Here is a 25,577-nt window from a genome sequence, read left to right as displayed (position 1 = left end):
TCGGTTTCGCCACCCCGTCGCGCACCGATCCATCTTGACAGTTATTTCCGAACTTGAAGAATCAACTTTTCCCGGTCACCGGAACGGGCTCGGCCATCAGGAGTACCTCCGTAGTCCCGTTGCGGGCATCGCGCCGGTCGAGCCAGCTGAGCACCGGCGCGGTCATGATCGTGGTGACCAACGCGACCAGCACCAGCACCGTGAACAACGCCGGCGACACGATCCCCGCGGCGAGCCCGACGTTCAACGCGATCAGCTGCATCAGCCCGCGGGCGTTGACGAGCACGCCGACGCGCGTCGCGATGAACTGCGGCTCCCCCGCCAGCCGCGCCGCACCCCAGGACGCGCCCAGTTTGCCGACGATCGCGACCACCACGCACAGCACCGCGAAGGCGAGCAGCTTCGGATCGGCGAGCAGCGCGAACCGCGTGTTCAGGCCGGAATAGGTGAAGAACAGCGGCAGGAAGACGATCCGCCCGATCGGCACGATCTTCGCGAGCACGGCCTCCGTGGCCGGCGTGCGGGGGAACGCGATCCCGACGCAGAACGCGCCGAACACCGCGTAGAGCCCGATGACGTCCGTGAACCAGGCGGCGGCGAACAACGTCATCGCGGTGACGAGCACCCGGTGGTCGACACTCAGCCGCTCGCTGCCCATCGCCTTCGCCAGCAACCGCCGTCCGATGATGAACACCACCCCGGCGAAGAGCAGGCCGCCGCCCAGCGCGAGCGCGACCGGCCCGGCCGACCCGGCGTGCATGCCGAGCACGACCGCCAGCAGGATCCACGCCAGCACGTCGTCGAGCGCGCCGCAGGCCAGCGCCAGCGAGCCGAACTTCGTCGACGCGATCCCGCGTTCGGTGATGATCCGCGCGAGCATCGGGAACGCCGTGATCGCCAGCGCGACGCCGACGAACGCCATCGACGTCACCGGCGATACCCCGTCCTTGCCGATGCCCACCCAGCTCAGGCCGATCGCGCTGACGCCGAACCCGAGCGCCAGCGGCACGATCGTCCCGGCCGACGAGATCGCCGCGACCGACTCGCGCGATTTCCCGATGCTGCTGAGGCTGAATTCGCAGCCCGCGCCGAACATGTAGATGACCAGGCCGATCTGGCCACCGACGTAGAGCAGCGAGCGGACGGCGTCCGGGAACAGCGCCGCCTGCACGTCCGGCAGCAGCAGCCCGAACAGCGAGGGGCCGAGCAGGACCCCGGCGATCATCTCGCCGACCACCGGCGGCTGGCCGAGCTTGACCGCGGCCAAGCAGACCAGCCGGGCCACCAGGAGGATCACCACGACGGCGAGGAAGAACGCCGGTGCCGCTTCGGACGGGCTCATCGGTTGCCTCCGGCGAAGTAGGTCGAGCACAGGGCTTGGTGACGGGCGTCGAGGACCATGTACGTGCCGAACACGAGCTGGGCGAGGCTGCGCCAGACGTCTTCCCAGCGGTCGCGGACCGCGAGCCACACCAGAGGTGCGCGACGGCGGCGGGCCCCGCGGGGCGTGAGCAGTGCCGGGCCGCGGTTGGGGATCGAGCGCGTGTGGGCGGCCGTCGAGGCGAGGCTGAAGCGGCGCAGCACTTCGCGCGTCACGACCCGCATGGTCGGCGGCGCGAGCCCCCGGGCGGGGCAGGCGCGGTTCTGCGCGACGCCGAAGGGGATGAAATCGTCCTTTCCGGACTGGGCGGCGTAGCCCGGGTAGCTGAAGCACAGCACCGTGCCCGCCGGGATGGTCAGGTCCGCCACCTCGATGTCGGCGGTGGCGATCCGATGCGCGATGCCGAACAGCGGGAACCGGCGGAGGCCGTCGTCGATGACGCGGTCGAGGTAGGCGTCGTCGTCGGGGTGGCCGGCGAGGCGCCGCTGGGTGTCCGGGGACTGGGCGATGATCATCAGCAGGTGCGCCATCGCCTCGGACATCTGCACGACGGCGGTGTTGAAGAACGTCCCCTGCAGGTAGTAGGCCTGCTCTTCCGGGGTCAGGGACTCCGGCAGCGGGTGCGGGACGTCGGCGAGGCGCCGTCGCAGGTACTTCGTCAGCCGGGCCCGGCGGCGCATGTTCCGCGGGCGCACGCACTTGAGCGCCGAGACGACGTCGTCGGCGTGCCCGACGATGAGATCGCGCGCCTCGGGCGGGCACGGCTCCTCGAACACCAGCTCGTAGTACAGCTCGGCCCAGATCGGCATCATCACGTCGCGCAGCCGGACGAGCCCGGGCTCGACGTCGTCGAGGACGTGCGCGGCCACCCGCCGGGCCAGCTCCTCGGAGTCCTTTTTGGACCGGATCAGGATGTGCCGGGTGCACTTGGCGACGGCGTCGTAGCGCGGCCCGGCCTCGAGGTGCTCCTGGTGCACCTGGGGGCCGGGCGCGAGCCAGTACCAGAACAGGTCGGACAGCGCGGCGCCGCGGCTGCGGCCGTTCGCCGCCGGGTCGGCGTAGACGCGCTTGAAGTTCTCGGCGCCCACCTGCGGACCGGGGATCGTCACCGCGTCCTGGCCGTTGACCAGCGCGAAGATCTGCATCCGCAGCGCGACGACGCGGCGGGGCAGCCAGGCGGGCGCGGACACCGCCGCCGCGGCCGCCAGCACCTTGCCGATCACCGCCGCACCTGATCCGGGGTCAGGTCGGCCGGGTGCCGCCCGCCGCACAGCGCGAGGGCCTGGTCGAAGTCGTCCCGCAACAGGTCCAGGACCTCGGAGACGCCTTCGCGGCCGCCCGCGGCGAGCCCCCACACGATCGGGCGGCCGACGCCGACCGCGTCCGCGCCGAGGGCGAGCGCCTTGACGACGTCGGTGCCGCGGCGGATCCCGCCGTCGAGCAGCACCGGGATCGCTCCGCCGACCGCCGCCGCGATTTCGGGGAGCACCTCGATCGTGGCGGGCACGGTGTCGAGCTGGCGGCCGCCGTGGTTGGACACGACGATCCCGGCGACGCCGTGGTGCACGGCCAGCCGCGCGTCCTCGGCGTGGAGCACGCCCTTGATCAGCACCGGGAGCTTGGTCTTCGATCGCAGCCACGCGATGTGGTCCCAGCTCAGCCCGGCCGACATGACGATCTCGCGAACGTGGCTGGCGTTGCCACCACTGCGGTTTTCGCCCAGGTTGCGGAGGTTCTCCACGACCAGCCCCGGCGGCAGGTCGTGGAAGGCGTTGCGGTCGTCGCGTTCGCGGCGGCCGAGCACCGGCGAGTCGACGGTGACGACGAACGCCTTCACGCCCGCGGCTTCGGCGCGGCGGACGATCGCCTCGGTGAACTCCAGGTCCGGCTGCAGGTAGAGCTGGAACCACAGGGCCGGGTCCGGCGCGACCTCGCGGGCCGCCGCGGCGATGTCCTCGACCGCGGTGGTCGCGGCCATGCTGACGATCATGATCGTGCCCGCCCGCGCCGCCGCCCGCGCGGTGGCCAGTTCGCCGTCGGAGTGCGCGAGCCGGTGGAACGCCGTGGGCGCGACGAGGATCGGCATCGAGGACGGCGTCCCGAGCAGCTCGATGCTCAGGTCCCGTTTGTCGCTGCCGCGCAGCACCCGGGGCACCAGCCGCAGGTCCTGGAACGCCGTTTCGTTCTCCCGCAGGGTGATCTCGTCCTGCGCGCCGCCCGCGAAGTAGTCGTAGTGGACCGGGTCGAGGCGGCCGCGGGCCGCCGCCTCGAACTCGGCGATCGTGCGCATCACAGCTCCCGGGCGAAGAACGCGGTCAGCGGTTCGACGTGCACCTCTTTGTCCCACTCGTTCTCGAGGTTCTCGGTGACGTGGTGGGTGGCGACCAGCTCGCCGCGGCGGTAGTGGCGGACGATCGGGTGCAGGTAGTGGCCTTCGCCCTGGTCGTTCGCCTTGTCCTGGGCCGCGCGCGCGACGAAGTCGAACGGATCGATCTTGTCGTGGTCGGGGCCGTAGTCGAGGGTGACGACGTAGGCGTCGTCCGGCGGGTCATGGAGAACGCGGTCGACCGGCACCTCTTCGAGGTAGCGGGCGGTGTCGCCGTCCACGACCAGGACGTCGCCGAGGAAGCCGAACTGCTGGTACAGCGCGGAAGTCCGGTTGATCCGGGTGATCACCGCGTCGGTCAGCGCGTCCGGTTTGGCGGGCAGCTCGGTGCCCGGCCACGGCGTGTCGTGGTGGCGCTCGTTCAGGACCTTGGTGAGCGCGCGGACGCCGTAGCGGAAGCCGTGGATGAACGCGCTGGTGGCCTTCTTGAAGTCGCGGACCTGCGTGATCGTGCCGGCGAAGTAGAGGCCGGGCACGTTCACCGACTCCCAGTCCGGGGTCTGCGCCGGGAAGCGGTCGTTGATCGTCAGCTCCGGACGGCAGTCCTCGTCGAACAGCGACGCGTCGAACCGGAAGCCGGTGCAGCCGATCACCCGGTCGTAGCGGATCTCCTTGATCACCTCGTCGGCGCGGGCGAAGGAGAACTTGACGTGGTAGCCGTCGGCGTCCTTGCGGACTTCGCGCACGTCGCCGTCGAGGATCGCGTGCTGGAGCTTCAGCTGGTACATGTCGAGGATGCCGGCGTTGTACGCGCGGAGGTGGCCGACGAAGTGCGTGCGCCAGGCCAGCTTCACCGGCCGCGGGCCGCCGACGTGCACGACCGCGGCCGTCTCGATGAGGTTGTCCGCGGTCTCGAACGCCGAGTTCCCCTTGCCCAGCACGAGGACGCGCTGGCCGGTGAAGCTCTTCGGGTCGATGTCGACGTCCACGTACTGGTCGATCAGCTCGACGCCGGGGAACTGCGGGAGGTACGGCTTGGTGACGCCGGTGGCCATGATCAGCCGGTGGGCTTTGAACTCTTCGTCGCCGGCGGTGAGGACGAAGAGCTCCTGCTCGCGGCGGATGCGCGTCACCCGGGTGTCGTAGCGGACGTTGACTTCGTGCTTCGCCGCGTAGTCGGCGATGTAGCGGAGGAAGTCCGGGGCGTCCGGGAAGAGCTTGTCGCTGTAGCCGGTGAAGAGGAGCGCATCGTCGCCGGCGTCGGGCTCGGCGAGGATCGAGTTCCAGTCCATCCGCATGCGCAGCTCCGGGTCGGTGTACCCGGTGTGCTTCTTGTTGATGGAGATGAGGGTCCGGTGCCGGGGGAAGGTCTCGAAGAAGTGCCCGGGCGCGGACCCGGCTTCCAGCACCAGGTACCGGTGCCCGGCGTGGCCGAGGTGCTGCCCCAGCTGCAGCCCGGCCGGCCCGGCCCCGACGACCAGATAATCGAGCACTTCCTCCGCCACGACGACCTCCTGGGGCTCGGCACCGACCACATGATCGGCGCCGAGCCTGCTCCGGAGATCTCAGAAAAGCCTCAGAAGTAAGTTACTTCCCGGCCGCGCGGGCGGGATACGGGCTCACCGGCCGGCCGCGCGGGCGAGCCGTTCGGGGTAGCGCTCTCCGGCGATCGCCTCGGCCGGTGCGGCGGCCGCGATGGCCGCCAGGTCGTCGGCCGTCAGCTCCAGCGAGGCCGCCGCCACGTTCTCCTCGAGGTACTTGCGGCGCTTGGTCCCCGGGATCGGCACCACGTCCTCGCCCTGGGCCTGGACCCACGCCAGCGCCAGCTGCCCGGCGGTGACGCCCTTGTCCGAGGCCAGCTCGCGCAGGGCCTCGACGATCGCCATGTTCCGCTCGAAGTTGCCCTCGGCGAAGCGCGGCAGGCCGCGGCGCATGTCGTCCTCCGGCAGGTCCGCGACCGACTTCACCGCGCCCGTCAGGAAACCGCGGCCCAGCGGCGAAAACGGGACGATCCCGATGCCGAGCTCGCGGCACGTGTCCAGGATTTCGCCTTCGATCCCCCGCGTCCACAGCGACCACTCGCTCTGCAGCGCCGTCACCGGGTGCACCGCGTGGGCGGCCCGGATCGTCGCCGCGCTCGCCTCGGAAATCCCGGCGTGCCGGATCTTTCCGGCCTCCACCAGCGAAGCCAGCGCGCCCCAGGTCTCCTCGATCGGCGTGTCCGGGTCGACGCGGTGCTGGTAGTAGAGGTCGATGTGGTCGACGCCGAGCCGGCGCAGCGACTCGTCGCACGACTGCTTCACATACGCGGCGTCACCGCGGGCGCCCATCGCGCCGTCGTTCCACACGATGCCGAACTTCGTCGCGAGCACGACCTCGTCGCGGCGGCCGGCGATCGCGCGGCCGACCAGCTCCTCGTTGACGCCGTTGGCGTAGACGTTCGCGGTGTCCAGCAGCGTCACGCCGAGCTCGAGCGCGCGGTGGATCGTGGCGATCGACTCGTCGTCGTTGTCGCGGACGCCGTAGGCCTGGCTCATCCCCATGCAGCCGAGCCCCTGGGCGCCGACCTCCAGGCCGCCCAGCTTCCTGTTCTTCACGCGGAAATCTCCTCCATGCCGGGTTCCACGCCGAGCACCTTGCGCTCGACCTGGGCGTAGTTTTCGATCTTGTAGTCGAGGATGTCGAGGCAGCCCTGCAGCTCGGCGATCCGCTCAGCGACCGATCGGCGCTGCTCCACCAGCAGGGCCTTGCGGCGGCCCGCGCTCGCGACGCCGTGACGGCGCAGCGACGCGTACTCGCGCATGCTCTTGATGGGCATCCCGGTGGTGCGCAGCTTGGTCAGGAAACCCAGCCAGTTGAGGTCGTCGTCGGAATAGGCCCGGCGGCCCGCGGTGTCCCGCGCGGGCGGGTCGAGCAGTTTGATGCGCTCGTAGTACCGGAGGGTGTCGATGGACAGTCCGCTACGTCGCGCGGCTTCCGCTATCGAGTAGCTCATGGCCCGACAGTACGACCTGGAGTGCACTCCAGGTCAACTCCACGCTCTGGCCTTCCATAACGCTGTTCCGATACGCTGAGTGCATGGCGCGACCACGCACGCACGACGAAGCGCTCCGGCTCAAGCTGCTCGACCGGGCCGGCGAGCTGCTCGCGGCCGACGGGCCGAAGGCGCTTTCCCTGCGCAAGCTGGCCGCCGACGCCGGGACGTCGACCACCGCCGTGTACTCGCTCTTCGGCAGCAAACCCGATCTGGTGAACGCTCTGTACACCGAAGGCTTCCGCCGCTTCGGCGCCCGGATGGCCGGGACGCCGCTGACCGGCGACCCCGTCGAGGACCTCGTCGCCCTCGGCAGCGCCTACCGCACGAGCGCGCTGGCCGACCCGCACCTCTACGGGATCATGTTCACCAAGTCGGTGCCCGGGTTCGAGCCGAACGAAGACGCCGAGAAGCTCGCCCGCGAGACGCTCAAGCCGCTGGAACGGATCATCCGCCGTGCCATCGCCGACGGCGTCTTCCTCGACGTCCCACCCGAGACGGTCGCGGTCGGCTGCTGGGCCATCGTGCACGGCCTGGTGTCCCTGGAACTGACCGGCAACCTGCCGGACGAGTTCGACATCACGGGCGCCTACGAAGCCGCCCTGCGCGCGAACGCCTCCGGCTGGCTGCGGCCTCAGACCAGCGGTACCGTCCCGTCGTAGACGACCCCGCCCTTCGCGTCCCGCGCCGTCACGTGGACCTTCGTTTCCGGGAGGACCTTGACGTTCGCGGGGGCCCACACGACGACCATCCCGTCCACGACGTGGACCTCGGTGCTCGCGCCGCTCCCGAAGTCGACGACCGCCGTCGCCGCGGTCGCGGGCAGGACCGCGGCGAACGGCCGGCGAGCCACCCCCGGCGGGGCACCCGTCTGGGGATGGCCCAGGGTGTCCACGAGCAAGGGGTATGCCTGCGGTTTCTCCGGTGGGGGACCGCTGGGGAACGCGCGGACCCTCGTCTTCCCCGGCCGCCGGTAGTCGGGCTCGGTGGTGCACACCACGAACCGGTCGCCGCGGCGGCCGAGGACCACCCGGTAGTCGTCCGTCTCGAGCAGCGGCCCCGGCTCGTACGCCGCCGCGTCGGGGATCACTTCCAGCTCCGCCGCCGCCAGGCAGTCGCCCAGCGCCCGGCCCGCGGACGACGTCCGGTCGGTCGTCACCGGCCGGTCCACGACCGAAAGCAGGGGCGGCGGCGCCGCGGGCAACGTCTTCGCGCCCGGTTGCATCGGCCTGCCGATGGTGAGCGTCGTCCGTGCCGGGTCGCTCCGGGTCACTCCGACGAACTGCCGGGTGACCGGGGAGAAGTAGATGGTCTGCGACATGTTGTCGCCGCTTTCGGTCAGCGAGTCGAGGAACAGCCCGTCTCCGTCGGGGGCGAGGATCCCGCCGACCATCCCGGTCGCGCTGTGCAGCAACAGCCCGGTGCGCGTGTCCGGGGCGTAGGCAGGCGTGGCTCCCGGGTCCGACAGCGTCACGGTCGTCTCGGTGGTCTCGCAGAACATCGGCTTGCCGGCGGCGGTCGCCGCGACCACCGCGTCGGCCTGGAAGACCTCCGTGAACAGCGGGACCCAGTCCGCACGCGGGGGCACGCGGTCCTCCTTGCCCGCCGCCTGCACCGCGGCCCAGCAGCGGTCCAGCGACGAGGTCGCCACCTGCACGTCGAGGGTGAGCCGGTTGGGGACGTGCGGGCTCGGCGGCGGTCCCGATGCGGGACCGGCCACGGGCTGCGGCCGGATCGCCTGCGTCGCGACGACCGCGCCCGCGGCCAGCACCACGACGGCCGCCGCGGCGGCGTACCAGAGGTGCTTCGTCCGCCGTGGTTTCGCGAGGCCCTGGCGGACTTCGGTCCGCAACCGCGCCCGGACGTCGTCCGGGAGCTTCTGCCGGAGTGGCAGGCCGAGGTCGTCGCTCATTTCTCCTCCAGCAACGTGCGCAGCCGGGCGCGGGCCCGGGACAGGTGGGCGCGGACGGTGCCCTCGGCGACGGTCAGCAGCGCCGCGGCGTCGGCGGCGCTCAGGTCGCCGAGCAGGCACAGCTCGACGACCTCCCGCTGCGCCTTGGGCAGCGTCCGGACGGCCTCGACGATCTCGCGCAGCCGCCGCTCGCCGTCGAGCCGCTCGGCCACGGTGTCGGCGTGATCGGACACGACCGGCGCGTCCGGCATCTTCTGCAGCAGCCGCAGCCGCCTTCGCGCGCCGCGGTACTCGTCGCGGGCCGCGTTGCCGGCGACGGTGTAGAGCCACGGCAGCGCGCTGTCGCGCACCAACGTCACCTCGGCGCGGCGGCGCCAAGCGGTGAGGAAGGTGTTCGAAGTGAGGTCCTCGGCCGCGCTCCACGAGCCGGTCAGCCGGTAGGCGTGGTTCCAGACGGCCTCCACGTGCCGTTCGAAGAGCTCACTGAAGGCCGCTTCGTCGCCTTCGGCCGCCCGGTCCCACAGCGCCCGGTCATCCAGCGCCTGATCACCCACCGGCGCCCCCGTCGCTTGGTTGGTCACACCCCTTCGTGGCCGGCACCGGCCCGGATGTTGCGCTACCCGGCTTCGGGGAACTGCGCGTCCGTCAGGTCGAGCTCCTGGTGTTCGCCGCCGTCGAAGTCGGCTCCCTCGACGAAGACCGTGCGCGAGAACTCGAACCGGCCGCCGGAGCGGATCCGGGTGAAGCGGACGTTGCTGGTGAAGTGCGCCCGGGAGAAGAACGCGCCTTCCTCGAAGACCGACCGGTCGAAGTTCACGATGTCGCGGAACTCCGTGCCGTAGAACCCCGCCTGGCGCGTGAAGCGCGTGCCGCAGATGTGGAGCTGACCGATGAACCGGGCGCGGCTGAAGTCGGCGGCGGCCAGGGTGCAGCCGCTCAGCCGGAAGTCGACGAGCGTGGCTCGCTGCAGATCGATCGACATCCCCGGCCAGTAGCCCGCCGCGTCGTGGCTCAGGTGCGTCTTGAGCAGCTCCTGCACGGCCAGCCGGACGAGGAGTTCACTCTCCTCGGGGTCGTCCTCCAGGTCGCGTGCCGCAGTGCCTTTGAGTCCCACGACCGGGGCCTTGAACGGCATCCGCAGGTAGGCACACCACACGTTGACGATCGTCTGGCGCTGCTTCGGGTTGTCCTGCCCGAGCCGCTCAAGCGCGTACAGCCCGCCGAGCCGCACCGGAGCCTTGTCGCTGCCGAGCTGCTCCACGGCCTTCGTGTACAGCTCGGTGACGCGCCGCTCCTCCAGGTCCCGTTCGGTGACGCTCGCGACGCGGGTCGTCTCGGCCAGCTGCAGCTCCAGCGTGCGCTGGCGGCGCGTGGCGAGCCACAGCGCGAACACGCCGCCCGCGCCCGCGCCGACGCCGAACGCCGTCTTGACCGCGTCGATCCGGACCGGCGCGTCCGGCCGTGGAGACCAGGCCAGGAACAGCCAGAGCAGCACCCCGGTGACAGCCGCGACCGCGACGGCGGTCACGGCGATCCACCGCCACTTCAGGACCGGCACCGGCTCAGACGGCGCCGTACTGGCGGTCACCCGCGTCGCCGAGGCCGGGGACGATGAAGCCGGAGTCGTTGAGGCGCTCGTCGATGCTCGCCGTGACCACGCGGACCGGCAGGCCGGTCTTTTCCAGGTGCGCCAGGCCTTCCGGCGCCGCGAGCGCGCAGATGGCCGTGACGTCGTCGGCGCCGCGGTCGGTGAGCAGGCGGATCGTGTACTCCATCGAACCGCCGGTGGCGAGCATCGGGTCGAGCACCATGACCGGCCGGTCGGCGAGCGATTCCGGCAGCGACTCCAGGTACGGCGTCGGCTTGAGCGTCTCCTCGTCGCGGGCCAGGCCGACGAAGCCCATCTGCGCGTCCGGGATCAGCTTGTGCGCCTGGTCGGCCATGCCCAGCCCGGCGCGCAGCACCGGCACCAGCAGCGGCGGCTTGGCCAGCTTGTAGCCATCGGTGCGGGCGACCGGCGTGTGGATCTTCTCGATCTTCACCGGCACGTCGCGCGTGGCTTCGTAGACCAGCATGACGGTCAGCTCGTGCAGCGCGGCCCGGAACGCGGCGCTGTCGGTGCGCGCGTCGCGCATCGTGGAGAGCCGGGCCTTCGCGAGGGGGTGGTCGACGACGTGCACATCCATGCGGGTCAATCTAGCCGTTTCGCGAAGCTCTTCACCCAGCCGCGCTGCCAGGGCGTTTCGACGGCTCGCTCGTGGTAGTGCGTTCTGGTCCAGGCGACGGCTTCGCCGGCCGGGACGCCGGAGAGGACGGCCAGGCAGGCCATGACCGTGCCGGTCCGCCCGGCACCGCCGTAGCACGCGACTTCGACGGTCTCGGTCTTCGCCCGTTCGTGGAGGGCCTTGATCTTTTCGCGGGCATCGGCGGGGTGGACCGGCAGGAGGAAGTCCGGCCAGGTGACCCATTCGTGCGGCCAGGTGATGCCGCCGCCGTGCTTGCGCCGCAGCCGGCTCGTCCCCAGGTAGAGCCCGAAATCGGGCTCGGGTCCGTCGGGACGTGGGCGGCCCAGCCCACGCCCGTTCACGCGGGTGCCGTCCGGAAACTCGACCATCGGGTCAGTGTCCTCCGGAAGAGGGACACGCTCGGTGGTTTTCGCCGATAGGCTACGCCGGGTGAGCGAACTGACGCCCGACCAGATGCGGGCTTCCGACGCGGACCGCGAACGCGTCGCCCAGGTGCTGCACAACGCCCTCTCGGAGGGCCGGATCACGGTGAACGAGCTCGAAGAGCGGCTCACCACGGTCTACGCGGCGAAAACCGTCGGCGAGCTGAAGCCGGTGACGGCGGACCTGCCGACGTCCGCGGCGGCCCTCGAGCCGGCCACGACGCGGGCCCTCGGCTTCCCGGACCAGCGCATCGGCGGCCACCCGGGCAGCCCGGTGTCGATCGGCGTCATGTCCGGCGCGGTCCGCAAGGGCAGCTGGGTCCTGCCCCCGCAGCACAACAGCTTCGCGTTCTGGGGCGGCGCGGAGATCGACCTGCGCCAGGCCCGCTTCGCGGACAAGCACTGCACGATCACCGCGGTCGCGATCATGGGCGGGATCACGATCACGGTCCCGGACGACATCAACGTGGACGTCACGGGCATCGGCTTCATGGGCGGCTTCGTGCTGGAGGACAAGTCGGGCGCACCCCCGGCCCCGCCGACGGCCCCGACGGTGAAGATCAACGGGCTGGGTTTCTGGGGCGGCGTCGTCGTGTACCGGAAGCCGGCGAAACGGTCCGAACCGCCACAGATCGAAGGGGCCTGACCTCAGCGTTGTGACGCGTCATGCACGCCGCGTCACACCCAAGCTGGGCTCGCGCTGCCGGACCCGCCGCCTAGACTCAGGCGCATGACAGCCACGACCAGCACGTCAGCGGCGCCGGCCACCCCGGCACCGCTGGTGGACGCGACTCGCGACGACGCGAGCCTGCGCCGCTTCCTGCTCGGGCTGCCCGGTGTCGATCAGGTCGGCGTCGAGCAGCGCGCGGCGGGCCTCGGCACGCGCAGCATCAAGAAGGACGCCAAGCGGTGGGCCATCGACACCGCCATCTCCATGGTCGACCTGACCACCCTGGAGGGCGCCGACACCCGGGGCAAGGTCCGGGCGCTGGCCGCGAAGGCGGTCCGGCCCGACCCCGAACGCCAGGACACCCCGCGCGTCGCCGCCGTCTGCGTGTACCCGGACATGGTCGCCACGGCCGTCGAAGCGCTGAAGGGCAGCGGCGTGCACGTCGCGAGCGTCGCCACCGGCTTCCCCGCCGGGCGCACCAGCCGCGAGATCAAGCTGGCCGACACGAAGATCGCCGTCGAGGCCGGCGCGCACGAAGTCGACATGGTGATCGACCGCGGGGCCTTCCTCGAGGGCCGGTACATGGACGTCTTCGAGGAGATCCGGGCCATCAAGGCCGCCTGCGGCGACGCCCACCTGAAGGTCATCCTCGAGACCGGCGAGCTGGCGACCTACGACAACGTGCGGCGCGCGTCGTGGCTGGCGCTGCTGGCCGGCGGCGACTTCATCAAGACCTCCACCGGCAAGGTCTCCCCCGCCGCGACGCTGCCGGTCACCCACATCATGCTGCAGGCCGTGCACGACTGGCACGTCCAGACCGGCGAGCTGCGCGGCGTCAAGCCCGCGGGCGGCATCCGGACCACGAAGGACGCGATCAAGTACCTGGTCGCCGTGCACGAGGTCGCCGGCGAGCCGTGGCTGACCCCGGACCTGTTCCGCTTCGGCGCGTCCAGCCTGCTCAACGACCTGCTGCTGCAGCGCCGCACCCAGGTGGACGGCCACTACAGCGGCCCCGACTACGTGACGGTGGACTGATGCCTGTTTTCGAGTACGCACCGGCGCCGGAATCGCGCGCCATCGCGAACCTGAAGGACGCCTACAAGCCGTTCGTCAACGGCGAGTTCGTCGACGGCTCGGGTGAGCCGCTGAAGACGATCAACCCGGCCACCGAGGAGGTCCTGGCCGAGGTCGGCACCGCGTCGAAGTCCGATGTGGACATCGCGGTCAAGGCCGCGCGCAAGGCTTTCACGGGTGTCTGGTCGAAGATGCCGGGCACCGAGCGCGCGAAGTACCTCTTCCGGATCGCGCGGCTGATCCAGGAGCGTTCGCGCGAGCTGGCCGTGCTGGAGAGCCTCGACAACGGCAAGCCGATCAAGGAGTCGCGCGACTCCGACGTCCCGACGGCGGCCGCGCACTTCTTCTACCACGCGGGCTGGGCCGACAAGCTCGACTACGCGGGCTACGGCCCTTCGCCGCGCCCCCTGGGTGTCGCGGGCCAGATCATCCCGTGGAACTTCCCGCTGCTGATGCTGGCCTGGAAGATCGCCCCGGCGCTGGCCACCGGCAACACCGTGGTGCTGAAGCCCGCCGAGACGACACCGCTGACCGCGCTGGTGTTCGCCGAGATCTGCCAGCAGGCCGAGCTGCCGCCGGGCGTGGTGAACATCCTCCCGGGCGCGGGCGACATCGGCGCGTCCATCGTGGAGCACGGGGACATCGACAAGATCGCCTTCACCGGCTCGACCGAGGTCGGCAAGGCGATCCAGCGCCAGGTCGCGGGCACGCCGAAGAAGCTGACGCTGGAACTGGGCGGCAAGGCGGCGAACATCGTCTTCGAGGACGCGCCGCTCGACCAGGCCGTCGAAGGCATCGTCAACGGCATCTTCTTCAACCAGGGGCACGTCTGCTGCGCGGGCTCGCGCCTGCTGGTGCAGGAGTCCATCGCCGAAGAGGTGCTGGAGAAGCTGCGCTACCGCGTCTCGACGTTGCGCATCGGCGACCCGCTGGACAAGAACACCGACATCGGCGCGATCAACTCCGCCGAGCAGCTGGCCAAGATCCGCGGGCTCGTCGAAGCCGGGGACGCCGAGGGCGCGCAGCGCTGGACCAGCCCGTGCCCGGTCCCGGACCGCGGGTTCTTCTTCGCCCCGACGGTGTTCGCGAACGTCCACCAGTCGATGCGGATCGCCCGCGAGGAGATCTTCGGCCCGGTGCTGTCGGTGCTGACGTTCCGCACGCCGGACGAGGCCGTCGCGAAGGCGAACAACACACCGTACGGGCTTTCGGCGGGCATCTGGACCGAAAAGGGCTCCCGGATCCTGTGGATGGCGAACCAGCTGCGCGCCGGCGTGGTCTGGGCCAACACCTTCAACCGCTTCGACCCCACCGCCCCCTTCGGCGGCTACCAGGAATCCGGCTTCGGGCGCGAAGGCGGCCGCACCGGGCTGGAGGCGTACCTGAATGTCTGACCGAATTTCCGTCGCGAAGACGTACAAGCTGTACGTGGGCGGCAAGTTCCCGCGTTCGGAGTCGGGCCGGGTCTACCCGGTGACGGACGCGAAGGGCAAGTTCCTGGCGAACGCGGCCCACGCGTCGCGCAAGGACGTCCGCGACGCGGTGGTGGCCGCGCGCAAGGCCTTCCCCGGCTGGGCGGCGGCGACGGCGTACAACCGCGGCCAGGTGCTCTACCGGGTGGCCGAGGTCCTGGAAGGCCGTCGCGACCAGTTCGTCGCGGAGGTATCGGCGTCGGAAGGCCAGGCCGCGAAGAAAGCCGAGTCCCTGGTGGACGCGGCGATCGACCGCTGGGTCTGGTACGCGGGCTGGACGGACAAGATCGCCACGGTCCTCGGCGCGGCGAACCCGGTGGCGGGCCCGTACTTCTCGTTCACGGTCCCGGAGCCGACCGGGGTGGTGGGCGTCTTGGCGCCGCAGCAGTCGTCGTTGCTGGGCCTGGTCGAGGTCCTGGCCCCGGTCCTGGCCACGGGCTCGACGGCGGTGGTGGTCTCGAGCGCGGAGCGGCCGTTGCCGGCGATCACGCTGTCGGAGGTCCTGGCCACGTCCGACGTCCCGGGCGGCGTGGCGAACATCCTCACCGGCCACGCGGCCGAGCTGGGCCCCTGGCTGGCTTCCCACGGCGACGTCAACGCGCTGGACCCGACGGGAGCCGCCCCGGCGGACCGCCCGGGCCTGGCGCGCGAAGCGGCGAACACGGTGAAGCGGGTGCTGACGGTCCCGGAGGCGGAACCGGACTGGACAACGGCCCCGGACCTCACCCGGCTGCGGCGGTACCTGGAGGCCAAGACGGTCTGGCACCCGCTGGGCGTCTGACCTGGTGAGCCGGCGGCCGCCACCTCGCGTGGCGGCCGCTAGCTCATCGCCACCGAGAAGTCCGACAGCGTGAACCGGGCCTTGCCGCCGCCGGTCGAGCAGAACTCGATGCCGTAGCCGATCTGGTTGACCGTCGGGTTCGGGGGGATCAGGCCCTTGCCGATCGCCCACGCGATCATCGCCTTCAGGTCCACGCTGCCCGCATACTGCGTCGAGCGGGACACGAACGCCACGTACCCGTCGTCGTCCGCCCAGACGTCGTAGGTGAAGCCGGCCGCCGCGTACGTCGTCAGCTTGTCGCCCGAGGGTTGCTGCTTGAGGTTCTCCGTCCAGACCATCACCTCGGTGACGCCCTTGCCGTCACCCACGCCGTTCAGCCAGAGGTCGTACGCCACGTCGTAGACGCCCGTGCCCGGGCCGCGGCCGGCGAAGGTGGATTTGATCACCGAATAGTCGTTGAACGGTTTTCCGTTCTGGTTGTCGATGTCCTTGTGCACGTTCGGATAGGTTTTCACCGACGTCGAATCGGGTTGGGTGGATTCGACGTACCAGTTGTCGTACGCGCACGCCCGCAGCGTTTCCGGGCCCGCTTCCCCGGCGTTCCACATGTTGTTGTGGACGTAGTAGCCGCCGTCGGACCAGCCGCCGTCGGGGTCACTGGTGGTGAACTCCGGCGTGCGGCAGCTCCGGACCGCCGCCGTCGACGGCGGTGCCGGTGTCGACGGAGGCGCAGGTCGAGACGTCGAGGGCGCCGGCAGCGAAGAGGAAGACGAAGCAGGAGGGGGTGCCACCGAAGAAGAAGACGTGGGCACCGGCGCCGGCAGTGAAGCCGGCGCGGCCGCTACGCCGTCGGTGGGCGTGCCGCCGCACCCGGCGAGCACCGGGAAGGAAATCGCCAACACCACGGCCAGCGTTCTTCGTCGCATTTTCCCGCCCATAGCTGCAATTGCCGGCAGAACGAGGCGGACCCTAACACGGAAATCGGCGAAATCAGTCGGGGTCGAGATCCCGGGACGTGATCGGACGGCCGGGGAGCGCCGAACCCGGCCGCACGCTGAGGCCGTCGATCATGATGCCGACGCACCGCCGGGCCGCCATCTCGGCGACCTCCGGCGCCTTCGCGCGCATCTGCCGGAGCAGCGTCGCCAGCAGGATCGCGATGTCGCCGGCCCCGACGTCCTCGCGGAGCTTGCCCTCGGCCTTCGCGCCGTCGACGAAGCCGTCGAGGACCACCAGGATCTCGTCGCGCAGGCGGCGGACCTCCGGGTCGTTCTTCAAGATCACCAGCGCCCGGTGCGAGACCATGGCCAGCTGCACGCTCAGCTGCAGCGCCACCGAGTGCCGCAGCAGCCGCTCCAGCGCGCGCCACGGCGACGTCTCCTCGGCGGCGATCGTGCGGGCGTCGATGAGCACCCGCTCGAAGTTGTCCATAGCGACCGCCCGGATCAGCGCGTCCCGGTCCGGGAACCGGCGGTAGAGCGTGCCGACGCCGACGCCGGCCGCGCGGGCGATCTCCTCCATCGGCGCCTCGGGACCGGAAGCGGCGAAGATGCTCTTCGCGGCGGCCAGGATCTGGTCGCGGTTGCGCCGCGCGTCCGCCCGCAGGGTGGTCTCGGGGTCTGCCGTCATGCCGTTCGCCTTCCGCTGAATCGCGCGGGCTGATTCTCGCACGGGCAGCAGGCCACACACTCCCCGCGCGAATGGGTAGCCGCCACCTAGTGGACGACTTCCCTCCGCTTCGGTACCTTGGACAGAGAACCGGAATGTAATCCTCCGCATACTTTCCGTCCGATTTAGGGGGTCCGAAATGACTGAATTGGCCGAGCCCGCGACGCGGGACGAGACCTTCCCACTGCTCCGCACCTGCCCGTTCGCACCGCCGCCGGCGTACGGGGAGCTGCGCGAAGCCGGACCGGTCCACCGCGTCACGCTGCAGTCCGGACAGGAGGCCTGGGCGGTGACGCGGCTCGAGGACGTCCGGCAGCTGCTGACCGACCCGCGGTTCAGCTCCGACCGGTTCAACCCCGGCTTCCCGATCCTGACGAAGACCGGCCGGCCGCAGCGCCGCCGCTTCACCGCGTCGCTGATCAACATGGACCCGCCGGAGCACGGCGCCGCCCGGCGCGAGGTCGTCGGCGAGTTCACCGTCAAGCGGATGAAGGCCCTGCAGCCGCGGATCCAGCAGATCGTCGACGAGCACATCGACGCGATCCTGGCCGGCCCGAAGCCCGCCGACCTGGTCTCGGCGCTGGCTCTGCCGGTGCCGTCGCTGGTCATCTGCGAGCAGCTCGGCGTCCCGTACGCCGACCACGAGTTCTTCCAGGTGCGCAGCTCCACCCTGCTGAACCGGGAAGTGACGCAGGAAGCGCGGGTGCAGGCCGTCGAGGAGCTGCAGAACTACCTCGACGAGCTGGTCACGGCGAAGGAGGCCGATCCGACCGACGACCTCCTCGGCCGCCAGATCCTCAAGCAGCGCGAAGAGCACGGCGACGTCGCCCACGACGAGCTCGTCTCGCTGGCCTTCCTGCTGCTCCTCGCCGGGCACGAGACGACGGCGAACATGATCTCGCTGGGCACCGTCGCGCTCCTGGAGAACCCGGACCAGCTCGAGATCATCAAGAACGACCCCGGCAAGACGCTCGACGCCGTCGAGGAGCTGCTGCGGTACTTCACCATCGCCGAGTTCGCGACCTCGCGCGTCGCCACCGAGGACGTCGAGATCGGCGGGCAGCTGATCCGCGAAGGCGAGGGCGTGCTCGGGCTGAGCTACTCCGGCAACCGGGACGAAGCCGCGTTCGAGAACGCCGACCAGCTCGACCTGGAGCGCGGCGCGCGCCACCACGTCGCCTTCGGCTTCGGGCCGCACCAGTGCCTCGGCCAGAACCTGGCCCGGATGGAGCTGCAGATCGTCTTCGACACGCTGTTCCGCCGCATCCCGGAGCTCAAGCTGGCCGCGCCGGCCGACCAGCTGCCGTACAAGCACGATTCGTCCATCTTCGGCCTCTACTGCCTGCCCGTGACCTGGTGAAGGAGACGCCATGACCGCGCTCCACGAGTTCCCGATGACGCGCACGTGCCCGTTCGCCCCGCCGCCGGCGTACGCCGAGATCCGAGAGGAAGACCCGGTCACCCGGGTGGGGCTGCCCGACGGCCGGAAGGCCTGGGTGGTCAGCCGGCACGAAGACGTCCGGACCGTGCTGAACGACCGGCGGTTCAGCGCCGACCGGCAGCACCCGGACTTCCCGCAGCTGGTGCCGGGGTTCCGGCGGCCGGACGACGAGCGCACCATGATCACCATGGACGCGCCCGAGCACGGGCCGGCCCGCAAGGCCGTGCTCGGCGAGTTCACCGTGCGCCGGATGGAGGCGCTGCGGCCGCGGATCCAGGAGATCGTCGACGAGCGGATCGACGCGCTGCTGGCCGGCCCGAAGCCGGGTGACCTGGTCGAGGCGCTGTCGCTGCCGGTGCCGTCGCTGGTGATCTGCGAAATGCTCGGCGTGCCTTATGCCGACCACGACTTCTTCCAGACCCACACGACGAAGCTGATCAAGCGCGACACGCCCCCGCAGGAGCGGCGGGCCGCGGTCGAGGCCGTGCGCGAGTACATGGGCGACCTCATCGCCGGGAAGGAAGCGAACCCGCCGGACGACCTGCTCGGGCGGCAGATCGTCAAGCTCCGCGAAGAGGGCACCTACCGGCGGGCGGCGCTGGCCGCGACCGGGTTCCTGCTGCTGGTGGCCGGGCACGAGACGACGGCGAACATGATCTCGCTGGGCACCGTCGGGCTGCTGGAGAACCCCCATCAGCTGGCCCTGATCCGGGACGACCCGGGCAAGACGCTCGACGCCGTCGAGGAGCTGTTGCGGTACTTCACCATCGTCGACGCCGCCACGGCCCGGTTGTGCGTCGAGGACGCCGAGGTCGGCGGGCAGCTGATCCGCGCGGGCGAGGGCGTGCTGGCGCTCGGCTACGCCGCCAACCGCGACGGCACCGCGTTCGAAAACCCCGACGACCTCGACATCGAGCGCGGCGCGCGACACCACGTGGCCTTCGGGTTCGGGCCGCACCAGTGCCTCGGCCAGAACCTCGCCCGGATGGAACTGCAGATCGTCTTCGACACGCTTTTCCGCCGGATCCCCGGCTTGCGGCTGGCCGCGCCGGTCGACGACCTGCCGTTCAAGGACGACGCGAACATCTACGGCCTGTACCGGCTGCCGGTGACCTGGTAGAGACGAACTGCCAAACCACCACAGGAGAAGAGGACCATGAAGATCATCGCGGACACCGGCAAGTGCGTCGGCGCCGGCCAGTGCGTACTCACCGAGCCCTCGCTGTTCGACCAGAGCGAGGAGGACGGCACCGTCATCGTGCTCGACGACCAGCCGCAGGGCGAGCTGGTCGAAAAGGCCCGTGAAGCGGTGCACGTCTGCCCGAGCCAGGCCCTCTCCCTGCAGGAATGACGCGGGGTGAAGGCCACCTCGAGCCCGGCTCGAGGTGGCCTTCCCCTTACTTGACCGCGCCCATCGACAGGCCGCGGACCAGGTGGTTCTGCGCGATCCAGCCGACGATCATCACCGGCAGCGAAGCCAGCAGCGCGGCCGCGGACAGCTGCGCCCAGTACAGGCCTTCGCTGGTGATGAACCCGACCAGGAACACCGGGACCGTGCCGGCCCGGGCCGCGGTCAGGTTGACCGCGTAGAAGAACTCCGTCCAGGAGAAGATCACGCAGATCAGTGCGGTCGCCGCGATCCCGGGCGCGACCACCGGCATGATGATCTTGCGCAGCAGCGTCGGCAGGTTCGCGCCGTCGATCCGGCCCGCCTCGATCATCTCGTGCGGTACTTCGAGGAAGAACGACCGCATCATCCAGATGGCCAGCGGCAGGTTCATCGACGTGTACAGGATGACCAGCGCCCACACCGTGTCGAGCAGCTCGGTGTTCTGCGAGATCACGTACAGCGGGATGATCGCCGCCACGATCGGCAGCATCTTCGTCGAGAGGAAGAAGCCGAGCGCGTTCGACGTGCCCTTGACCGGCGCCAGCGACAGCGCGTACGCCGCCGGGACGCCGAAGAGCAGCACCAGGGCCGTCGACAGGATCGTGACGAACGCCGAGTTCGACAGGTACGGCAGGAACCCGCCGCTCAGGACGTTGCCGAGCTGCTCGAACGTCGGGGTGAAGAACAGCTTCGGCGGGTCGGTGTAGGCGTCCGCCTCCTGCTTGAACGCCGTGAGGATCATCCACAGCAGCGGGAAGACGAACAGGATCGCGATGATCCAGGTCGCGACGGTCAGCGAGCCCTTGCCGTACTCGCGCTTGCGCGGGGCGACGGTCGTCATTTGATCCCTCCGCTCACCGAGAACGTGCGGAACATCAGGCGCAGGGCGAAGGTCGCGACGATCATCGTCAGGATCACCACGATCACGCCCATCGCCGAGGACTGGCCGACGTCGAAGCCCTCGAACGCGCGCTGGTAGATGTAGTACGGCAGGTTGGTGCTCGCCGTGCCCGGGCCGCCCTGGGTCATCAGGAAGATCGCGTCGAAGCTGTTCACGATGTAGATCGCGCCCAGCAGGGTGGCCAGCTGCAGGAACCGGGACAGGTGCGGCAGCGTGATGGAGACGAACGTCCGCCAGCGGCCCGCACCGTCCACATTGGCCGCTTCGAGCACGTCCTTGGCCTGGCTCTGCAGGCCGGCCAGGATGAGCAGCATCATGAACGGCGTCCACTGCCACACGATCTGGGCCATCACCGACGCCAGCGGGAACTCCGAAAGCCAGTCGGTGTCGGTGCCGAAGACGAAGTGCAGCAGCCCGTAGGTCGGGTCGAACATCGTCGTCTTCCACAGCAGCGCGCCGGCCGCCGGCAGGATCAGGAACGGCGTGATCAGCAGGGTCCGGACGACGCCGCGGCCGAGGAACTTGCGGTCGAGCAGGATCGCCAGGCCGAGGCCGAGCAGGAGCGCGACGAACACGCACACGACGGTCAGCAGCACGGTGTTGAGCAGGGCGACCAGGAACGTCGTGTCGCTGAAGACGTCGATGTAGTTGTCCAGGCCGACGAAGTGCCGCGACCCGGGCCGGACCAGGTTCCACGACTGGAACGAGTAGAACACGGTGAGCAGGAACGGCAGCTGCGTCACCGCGATGACGAAGATCAGCGCGGGCAGCAGCGGCAGCCGCCGCTTGGCCGCGGTGCTCAGGCCGCGTTTCTCTTCGACCTTCGCGTGCGTTTGGGACGTGGGGGTGGATACGGAGAGCGTGGACATCACTGCACCGCCTTGTAGGAGTCGCCCACCGTCCGGGCGTAGTCCTGGGACTGCTTCAGGGCGTCTTCGACGGACTCGCGGCCGGCGATCGCCGCCGACAGCTGCTGGCTCACCCGGGTGCCCAGGTCCTGGAACTCGGGGATGCCGACGAACTGGATGCCGGGGTAGGGCACCGGGCTCGCCATCACTTTCTGCTGGTTCGCGTCCGCGATGCCGTCGAGCGTGGGCTTCGCGTAGGCCTTCGCCGCGTCGGCGTACTCGGGGATGACGTACGTCGACTGGCGGACGCCCGGCGGGACGCGGTTCCAGCCGTAGGTGTGGCCGACCTTCTGCACGTACGCCTTGTCGGTCATCCAGGCCATGAACTTCCAGGCCGCGTCCTTGTCCTTGGCGACCTTGGGGATGCCGAGGGCCCAGGTGTAGAGCCAGCCGCTGGCTGGGGTCTTGACGACCGGCGCGGGCGCGTACCCGGACTTGCCGACGATCTTGCTGCTCGACGGGTCCTCGTTGGTGCCCGCCATCACCGTGGCGTCGTACCACATCGCCGCGTTGCCTTGCGTGTAGCGCGTGCCGCACTCGGAGAACCCGGCGCTGGAGGCCCCGACCTCGCCGTGCTCGCGGATGAGGTTGACGTAGAAGTTCGCGGCCTGCGTGAACTCCGGCGAGGTCAGCTTGGCGTTCCAGTCCTTGTCGAACCACTGGGCGCCGAAGGTGTTGGCCACGGTCGTGAACGGCGCCAGGCTCTCGCCCCAGCCGGGCTTGCCGCGCAGGCAGATCCCCGCCACGCCGTTCGCCTTGTCGTCGAGCTTCGCGGCGAAGTCCGCGATCTGCGGCCAGGTCGGCTTGGCCGGCATGGTCAGCCCGGCCTTCTGGAAGAGGTCCTTGCGGTAGGCCAGGAACGACGATTCGCCGTAGAACGGCACCGCGTACATCTGGTTCCGGTACGACAGCGACTGCTTGATGCTGGGGATGAAGTCGCCTTCGTCGTAGCCGGGGGTGGCCGCCATGTGCGGTTCGAGGTTCTCGAGCCAGCCGTTGGCCGCCCACTGCGGGGCTTCGTAGTTGCTGATCATGACGACGTCGAACTCGCCGCCCTCGGTGGCGGTCGACGCGGTGATCTTGGCGCGGGCCTGGTTTTCCGGCAGGGACACGAACTTCAGCCCGATGCCGGTGGCCTTCTCGAACTCCGGCGCGAGCGCGATCGCGTCCTTCATCTGCGGGTTGGCCACGATGGCGATGACGAGCGTGCTGCTGCCGGTGCCGATCGAGCCGGCGCCCGCGCAGCCGGTGGCCAGCAGCGACGTCGCCGCGAGGAGGGTGAGGAGCTTACGCACGGCCACCTCCGGGGAGTACCTGCACCTTGAGGCCCGAGCCGCTGCGCATCTTGGCCAGCGCTTCGGGGTACTGCTCCAGCGGCAGGGTGTCGGTGAGCAGCGCCTCGGTGTCGATCGCGCCGCCCGCGACGAGGTCGAGGGCGGCGCCGAAGCTGTGCAGCACGGCCATCGAGCCGACGATGGTGATCTCGTCGTTGTAGATGCGGAACGGTGAAAGCGCGACACGGGCTTCGGCCGGGGCGACACCGAAGACGAGCAGCCGTCCCCCGCGCCGGATCGCGTCGAAGGCGGCTTCGATGGCGGGCGCGGCGCCGGTGCAGTCGACGGCGACGTCGAACTTCTCGCCGTTCAGGTCGCTGACGTCCTTCGCGGTGGCAACGGCGCCGAGGCTCGTCGCCCGCGGCAGCCGGGCTTCGTTGCGGTCGACCACCGTGACCTGCGCGCCCGAGCGCTGCAGCAGCTGCTGCATGATCAGGCCCATGGTCCCGGCGCCGACGACGAGGAAGCGTTCACCGGCCTCGACACCGACACGGCGGACGCCGTGCACGGCACAGGAAACGGGCTCGACCAGCGCGCCCTGTTCCCAGCTCATCGAGTCGGGCATCCGGTAGCAGGTGGCCGACGGAACCGCGACGTACTCGGCGAAGGCGCCGTTGACGGTGTCGCCGGTGGCGCCCCAGTTCGCGCAGAGGTTGCCGTGGCCGGCGCGGCACGGGCCGCAGTAGCCGCAGAACAGCGACGGGTCGACGGCCACGCGGTCGCCGACCTTCCACTCGCCCGGCACGTCCGCGCCGAGCTCGACGATTTCCCCGGCGAACTCGTGCCCGGGGACGATGGGGTACGGCGTGGGCGGGAACTGCCCGTCCGCGATGTGCAGGTCGGTGCCGCAGATGCCGCACGCTCCGACCTTGACGACGACCTGACGTTCCCCGGGTTTCGGATCGGGCACCTCGCCGACCCTGATCTCACCGGGCCGGTCGACGATGGCGGCACGCATGCCTTGCCCCTTCCTCGCGCTCAGATGAGCAACGTTGACCTATCGCGACGAGAAGATGTGAAGGCATTACAGGTCTGACGTCGGTGTTACGTCAACCTTTCGGCCGGATTTCGCGCTATTATGCTCATATGAGCGCTTCCCGTAAGGCGGCTTCGCTTACTGAAGCGATCCTGCTCGCCACCGTCGCCCGGCGCTTCTACGTGCAGGGACGCTCCAAGCTGGAGATCGCCGACGAGTTCGGCGTCAGCCGGTTCAAGGTGGCGCGGATGCTCGACACGGCCATGGAGTCCGGGCTGGTCAGGGTGGAGTTCTCGCTGCCGGCACCGGTGGACCTGGTGTTGTCCGACGAGGTGCGCTCGGCGTACGGCCTGGAGCGGGCGCTGGTGCTCGAACGCTCAACCGAGCGGGAGCCGAAGGAGGTCGTCCGGGCGAAGATCGGCTCGCTGGCGGCCCGGCTGCTGGAGGAGATCGCGGCCCCTTCGGACGTCATCGGGTTGTCGTGGGCGCGCTCGGTGAACGCCATGGCGGAGGCGGTCCGGTCGCTGCCGCGGTGCCCGATCGTCCAGCTCTGCGGAGTGCAGGCCGGGATGGACATGCGCGGCCGCTCGGTGGAGACGGTCAGCCGCGTGACCTCGGTGTCCGGCGGCGACGCGTACCCGATCTTCGGCCCGCTGGTGCTGCCCGACCGCCGCACGACGGAGACGTTGCGGCGTCAGCCGGGGATCGCCGAGACGTTCGGCCAGTTCCGCCACCTGACGAAGGCGGTGGTCAGCATCGGCGCGTGGCAGCCGGGCGAGTCGACGGTGTACGACGCGCTGGACGAGGCCGAGCGCGCGGCGATCGCGGCCCGCGGCGCGACGGCGGAGGTCGCGGCCCGGCTGTTCGACGCGTCCGGCAATGCGTTGTCGACGGGCCTGGCCCACCACGTCCTGGCGATCAGCCACGAGGAGCTGATGGCGGTCCCGGAGGTGATCGCGTTGGGTTACAGCCGCCCGAAAGCCGCAGCGGTGGACGCGGTCCTCCGGTCCGGCATGGTCTCGACGCTGATCACCGACGCCGCGGCCGCCGTCCCGCTGCTGGCGCTGGCGGCGAAGAACCCGCCCCGCTGATACTCCCCCGGGCGTACTTCGCCACTGGCTTCCGTGGTCGCCGTCCGCGAAGCCGCCGGCCGCGCCGACGTGGGTGTTCGTGGCGGGGCTCGCCGCACCCGCCGTGGACGTCGCCGCCGGGATCGCCCTCGGCTACCCGCTGCCCGCGGCGGAGCTGGTCATGCTGATCGTGTTGCTCGGTCTTGAGCGGCGAGGACGTCGTCACCGTGCTCGGCGGCCCACCGCCCGAAGCCCTCGATCGGCTCCAGCAGCGTCTCCCCCAGCGGCGTAAGCGCGTACGCGCCTTCACGACGCTCGATGAGACCGTCGAACTCCAGGCGTCGCAAGGTTTCCGTGAGCACCTTCGCGCTGATTCCGCCGATCTCGCGCCGCAGGTCGACGTGCCGCCGCGGCCCGTCGCGCAGCGCCCACACCACCACCGGGTTCCACGTGTTGGCGACCAGGTCGAACGCGAGCCGCGTCCGGCAATCCGCGAGGAAGTCCATGGTTACCGTTTGGTTCCTTCCCAGGCTCCTACCGTCGGTTCCGGTACCAGCCAAGCACAAGGAGG

Annotated in this window: 27 protein-coding genes; 9 read left to right on the top strand and 18 right to left on the bottom strand. The window is 70.3% G+C overall.

The genetic code is table 11. The features are described 5' to 3' along the window. Window positions 1–61: 61 nt before the first annotated feature. From ISP_RS04535 to ISP_RS04510, 6 genes are all read right to left on the bottom strand, one after another. On the bottom strand, window positions 62–1,342 hold the full coding sequence (locus ISP_RS04535) for a cation:proton antiporter (protein ID WP_013222807.1): 1,281 nt from the start codon (window positions 1,340–1,342) through the stop codon (window positions 62–64). Continuing rightward, window positions 1,339–2,604: a cytochrome P450 family protein gene (locus ISP_RS04530; protein ID WP_013222806.1), complete on the bottom strand. Its 1,266-nt coding sequence runs from the start codon at window positions 2,602–2,604 to the stop codon at window positions 1,339–1,341. The genes ISP_RS04535 and ISP_RS04530 overlap by 4 nt, the downstream gene beginning before the upstream one ends. Next, complete coding sequence (locus ISP_RS04525; RefSeq protein ID WP_013222805.1) at window positions 2,601–3,671, bottom strand: alpha-hydroxy acid oxidase; 1,071 nt, start codon at window positions 3,669–3,671, stop codon at window positions 2,601–2,603. The genes ISP_RS04530 and ISP_RS04525 overlap by 4 nt, the downstream gene beginning before the upstream one ends. Next, on the bottom strand, window positions 3,671–5,212 hold the full coding sequence (locus tag ISP_RS04520) for an NAD(P)-binding domain-containing protein (protein ID WP_034286053.1): 1,542 nt from the start codon (window positions 5,210–5,212) through the stop codon (window positions 3,671–3,673). The genes ISP_RS04525 and ISP_RS04520 overlap by 1 nt, the downstream gene beginning before the upstream one ends. Window positions 5,213–5,326: 114 nt before the next feature. Further along, entirely contained in the window at window positions 5,327–6,250 is a 924-nt protein-coding gene (locus tag ISP_RS04515; RefSeq protein WP_230468998.1) for an aldo/keto reductase, read from the bottom strand. Window positions 6,251–6,300: 50 nt separating this feature from the next. Next, window positions 6,301–6,702: a MerR family transcriptional regulator gene (locus ISP_RS04510; RefSeq protein WP_013222802.1), complete on the bottom strand. Its 402-nt coding sequence runs from the start codon at window positions 6,700–6,702 to the stop codon at window positions 6,301–6,303. Between the two features lie 83 nt (window positions 6,703–6,785). On the opposite strand from ISP_RS04510, the gene ISP_RS04505 reads away from it, so the two are divergent. Further along, window positions 6,786–7,403, top strand: coding sequence for a TetR/AcrR family transcriptional regulator (locus ISP_RS04505; RefSeq protein ID WP_013222801.1), 618 nt, complete (start codon window positions 6,786–6,788; stop codon window positions 7,401–7,403). On the opposite strand, the gene ISP_RS04500 is transcribed toward ISP_RS04505, so the two are convergent. Genes ISP_RS04500 through ISP_RS04480 form a run of 5 tightly spaced genes read right to left on the bottom strand, consistent with a single transcriptional unit; the run spans window position 7,376 to window position 11,267 of the window. Then, on the bottom strand, window positions 7,376–8,653 hold the full coding sequence (locus ISP_RS04500; RefSeq protein WP_013222800.1) for a hypothetical protein: 1,278 nt from the start codon (window positions 8,651–8,653) through the stop codon (window positions 7,376–7,378). The two genes, ISP_RS04505 and ISP_RS04500, sit on opposite strands and share 28 nt — an antisense overlap. Then, on the bottom strand, window positions 8,650–9,234 hold the full coding sequence (locus ISP_RS04495) for an RNA polymerase sigma factor (RefSeq protein ID WP_014466608.1): 585 nt from the start codon (window positions 9,232–9,234) through the stop codon (window positions 8,650–8,652). The genes ISP_RS04500 and ISP_RS04495 overlap by 4 nt, the downstream gene beginning before the upstream one ends. Before the next feature lie 35 nt (window positions 9,235–9,269). Then, window positions 9,270–10,181: a pentapeptide repeat-containing protein gene (locus ISP_RS04490; protein ID WP_013222798.1), complete on the bottom strand. Its 912-nt coding sequence runs from the start codon at window positions 10,179–10,181 to the stop codon at window positions 9,270–9,272. Between the two features lie 34 nt (window positions 10,182–10,215). Further along, complete coding sequence (upp, locus tag ISP_RS04485) at window positions 10,216–10,839, bottom strand: uracil phosphoribosyltransferase (protein WP_013222797.1); 624 nt, start codon at window positions 10,837–10,839, stop codon at window positions 10,216–10,218. Between the two features lie 5 nt (window positions 10,840–10,844). Then, a complete protein-coding gene (locus tag ISP_RS04480; RefSeq protein WP_013222796.1) occupies window positions 10,845–11,267 on the bottom strand; it encodes a protein-tyrosine phosphatase family protein in 423 nt (140 codons plus the stop codon). 85 nt (window positions 11,268–11,352) lie between these two features. Here ISP_RS04480 and ISP_RS04475 point away from each other — a divergent pair, with 85 nt between their 5' ends. The 4 genes from ISP_RS04475 (at window position 11,353) to ISP_RS04460 (ending at window position 15,318) form a co-directional block, all read left to right on the top strand. Further along, complete coding sequence (locus ISP_RS04475) at window positions 11,353–11,967, top strand: DUF1707 SHOCT-like domain-containing protein (protein ID WP_049878216.1); 615 nt, start codon at window positions 11,353–11,355, stop codon at window positions 11,965–11,967. Between the two features lie 84 nt (window positions 11,968–12,051). Further along, window positions 12,052–13,026: a deoxyribose-phosphate aldolase gene (deoC, locus tag ISP_RS04470; RefSeq protein WP_013222794.1), complete on the top strand. Its 975-nt coding sequence runs from the start codon at window positions 12,052–12,054 to the stop codon at window positions 13,024–13,026. After that, window positions 13,026–14,459 carry an aldehyde dehydrogenase family protein gene (locus ISP_RS04465; RefSeq protein WP_013222793.1) on the top strand — a complete coding sequence of 478 codons (1,434 nt, stop codon included), beginning with the start codon at window positions 13,026–13,028 and terminating at the stop codon, window positions 14,457–14,459. The genes deoC and ISP_RS04465 overlap by 1 nt, the downstream gene beginning before the upstream one ends. Continuing rightward, entirely contained in the window at window positions 14,452–15,318 is an 867-nt protein-coding gene (locus ISP_RS04460; RefSeq protein WP_013222792.1) for an aldehyde dehydrogenase family protein, read from the top strand. Before ISP_RS04465 ends, ISP_RS04460 begins: the two co-directional genes overlap by 8 nt. A gap of 38 nt (window positions 15,319–15,356) precedes the next feature. On the opposite strand, the gene ISP_RS04455 is transcribed toward ISP_RS04460, so the two are convergent. Together ISP_RS04455 and ISP_RS04450 are read right to left on the bottom strand one after the other, a co-directional pair. Continuing rightward, the gene (locus ISP_RS04455) at window positions 15,357–16,244 is read right to left on the bottom strand and encodes a GH12 family glycosyl hydrolase domain-containing protein (RefSeq protein ID WP_080582911.1); all 888 of its coding nucleotides are present in this window, start codon (window positions 16,242–16,244) and stop codon (window positions 15,357–15,359) included. A 64-nt stretch (window positions 16,245–16,308) separates the two neighbouring features. Beyond that, window positions 16,309–16,947, bottom strand: coding sequence for a TetR/AcrR family transcriptional regulator (locus ISP_RS04450; protein WP_013222789.1), 639 nt, complete (start codon window positions 16,945–16,947; stop codon window positions 16,309–16,311). A gap of 178 nt (window positions 16,948–17,125) precedes the next feature. Between ISP_RS04450 and ISP_RS04445 the strand changes: the two genes are divergently transcribed. The 3 genes from ISP_RS04445 to ISP_RS04435 are packed head-to-tail and all read left to right on the top strand — an operon-like array spanning window position 17,126 to window position 19,778. Then, entirely contained in the window at window positions 17,126–18,346 is a 1,221-nt protein-coding gene (locus tag ISP_RS04445) for a cytochrome P450 (RefSeq protein ID WP_013222788.1), read from the top strand. A 10-nt stretch (window positions 18,347–18,356) separates the two neighbouring features. After that, the gene (locus ISP_RS04440) at window positions 18,357–19,547 is read left to right on the top strand and encodes a cytochrome P450 (RefSeq protein WP_013222787.1); all 1,191 of its coding nucleotides are present in this window, start codon (window positions 18,357–18,359) and stop codon (window positions 19,545–19,547) included. Between the two features lie 36 nt (window positions 19,548–19,583). Next, complete coding sequence (locus ISP_RS04435) at window positions 19,584–19,778, top strand: ferredoxin (protein ID WP_013222786.1); 195 nt, start codon at window positions 19,584–19,586, stop codon at window positions 19,776–19,778. Between the two features lie 46 nt (window positions 19,779–19,824). Here the strand turns inward: ISP_RS04435 and ISP_RS04430 are convergent, their stop codons facing one another. Genes ISP_RS04430 through ISP_RS04415 form a run of 4 tightly spaced genes read right to left on the bottom strand, consistent with a single transcriptional unit; the run spans window position 19,825 to window position 23,918 of the window. Then, entirely contained in the window at window positions 19,825–20,658 is an 834-nt protein-coding gene (locus tag ISP_RS04430; RefSeq protein WP_013222785.1) for a carbohydrate ABC transporter permease, read from the bottom strand. After that, the gene (locus tag ISP_RS04425) at window positions 20,655–21,587 is read right to left on the bottom strand and encodes a carbohydrate ABC transporter permease (protein ID WP_013222784.1); all 933 of its coding nucleotides are present in this window, start codon (window positions 21,585–21,587) and stop codon (window positions 20,655–20,657) included. The genes ISP_RS04430 and ISP_RS04425 overlap by 4 nt, the downstream gene beginning before the upstream one ends. Continuing rightward, the gene (locus ISP_RS04420) at window positions 21,587–22,927 is read right to left on the bottom strand and encodes an ABC transporter substrate-binding protein (protein ID WP_013222783.1); all 1,341 of its coding nucleotides are present in this window, start codon (window positions 22,925–22,927) and stop codon (window positions 21,587–21,589) included. The genes ISP_RS04425 and ISP_RS04420 overlap by 1 nt, the downstream gene beginning before the upstream one ends. Then, complete coding sequence (locus ISP_RS04415; RefSeq protein ID WP_013222782.1) at window positions 22,914–23,918, bottom strand: zinc-dependent alcohol dehydrogenase family protein; 1,005 nt, start codon at window positions 23,916–23,918, stop codon at window positions 22,914–22,916. The genes ISP_RS04420 and ISP_RS04415 overlap by 14 nt, the downstream gene beginning before the upstream one ends. Before the next feature lie 128 nt (window positions 23,919–24,046). Between ISP_RS04415 and ISP_RS04410 the strand changes: the two genes are divergently transcribed. Beyond that, window positions 24,047–25,027 carry a sugar-binding transcriptional regulator gene (locus ISP_RS04410; protein ID WP_013222781.1) on the top strand — a complete coding sequence of 327 codons (981 nt, stop codon included), beginning with the start codon at window positions 24,047–24,049 and terminating at the stop codon, window positions 25,025–25,027. A 158-nt stretch (window positions 25,028–25,185) separates the two neighbouring features. Here ISP_RS04410 and ISP_RS04405 read toward each other — a convergent pair whose 3' ends face one another. Beyond that, on the bottom strand, window positions 25,186–25,512 hold the full coding sequence (locus ISP_RS04405) for a winged helix-turn-helix transcriptional regulator (RefSeq protein WP_013222780.1): 327 nt from the start codon (window positions 25,510–25,512) through the stop codon (window positions 25,186–25,188). Window positions 25,513–25,577: the final 65 nt, after the last annotated feature.

This window comes from Amycolatopsis mediterranei (assembly GCF_026017845.1).
GTDB lineage: Bacteria > Actinomycetota > Actinomycetes > Mycobacteriales > Pseudonocardiaceae > Amycolatopsis > Amycolatopsis mediterranei.
The sequence above is the reverse complement of the archived record's forward strand: the minus strand, read 5'-3'. Positions and strand labels throughout refer to the sequence as shown.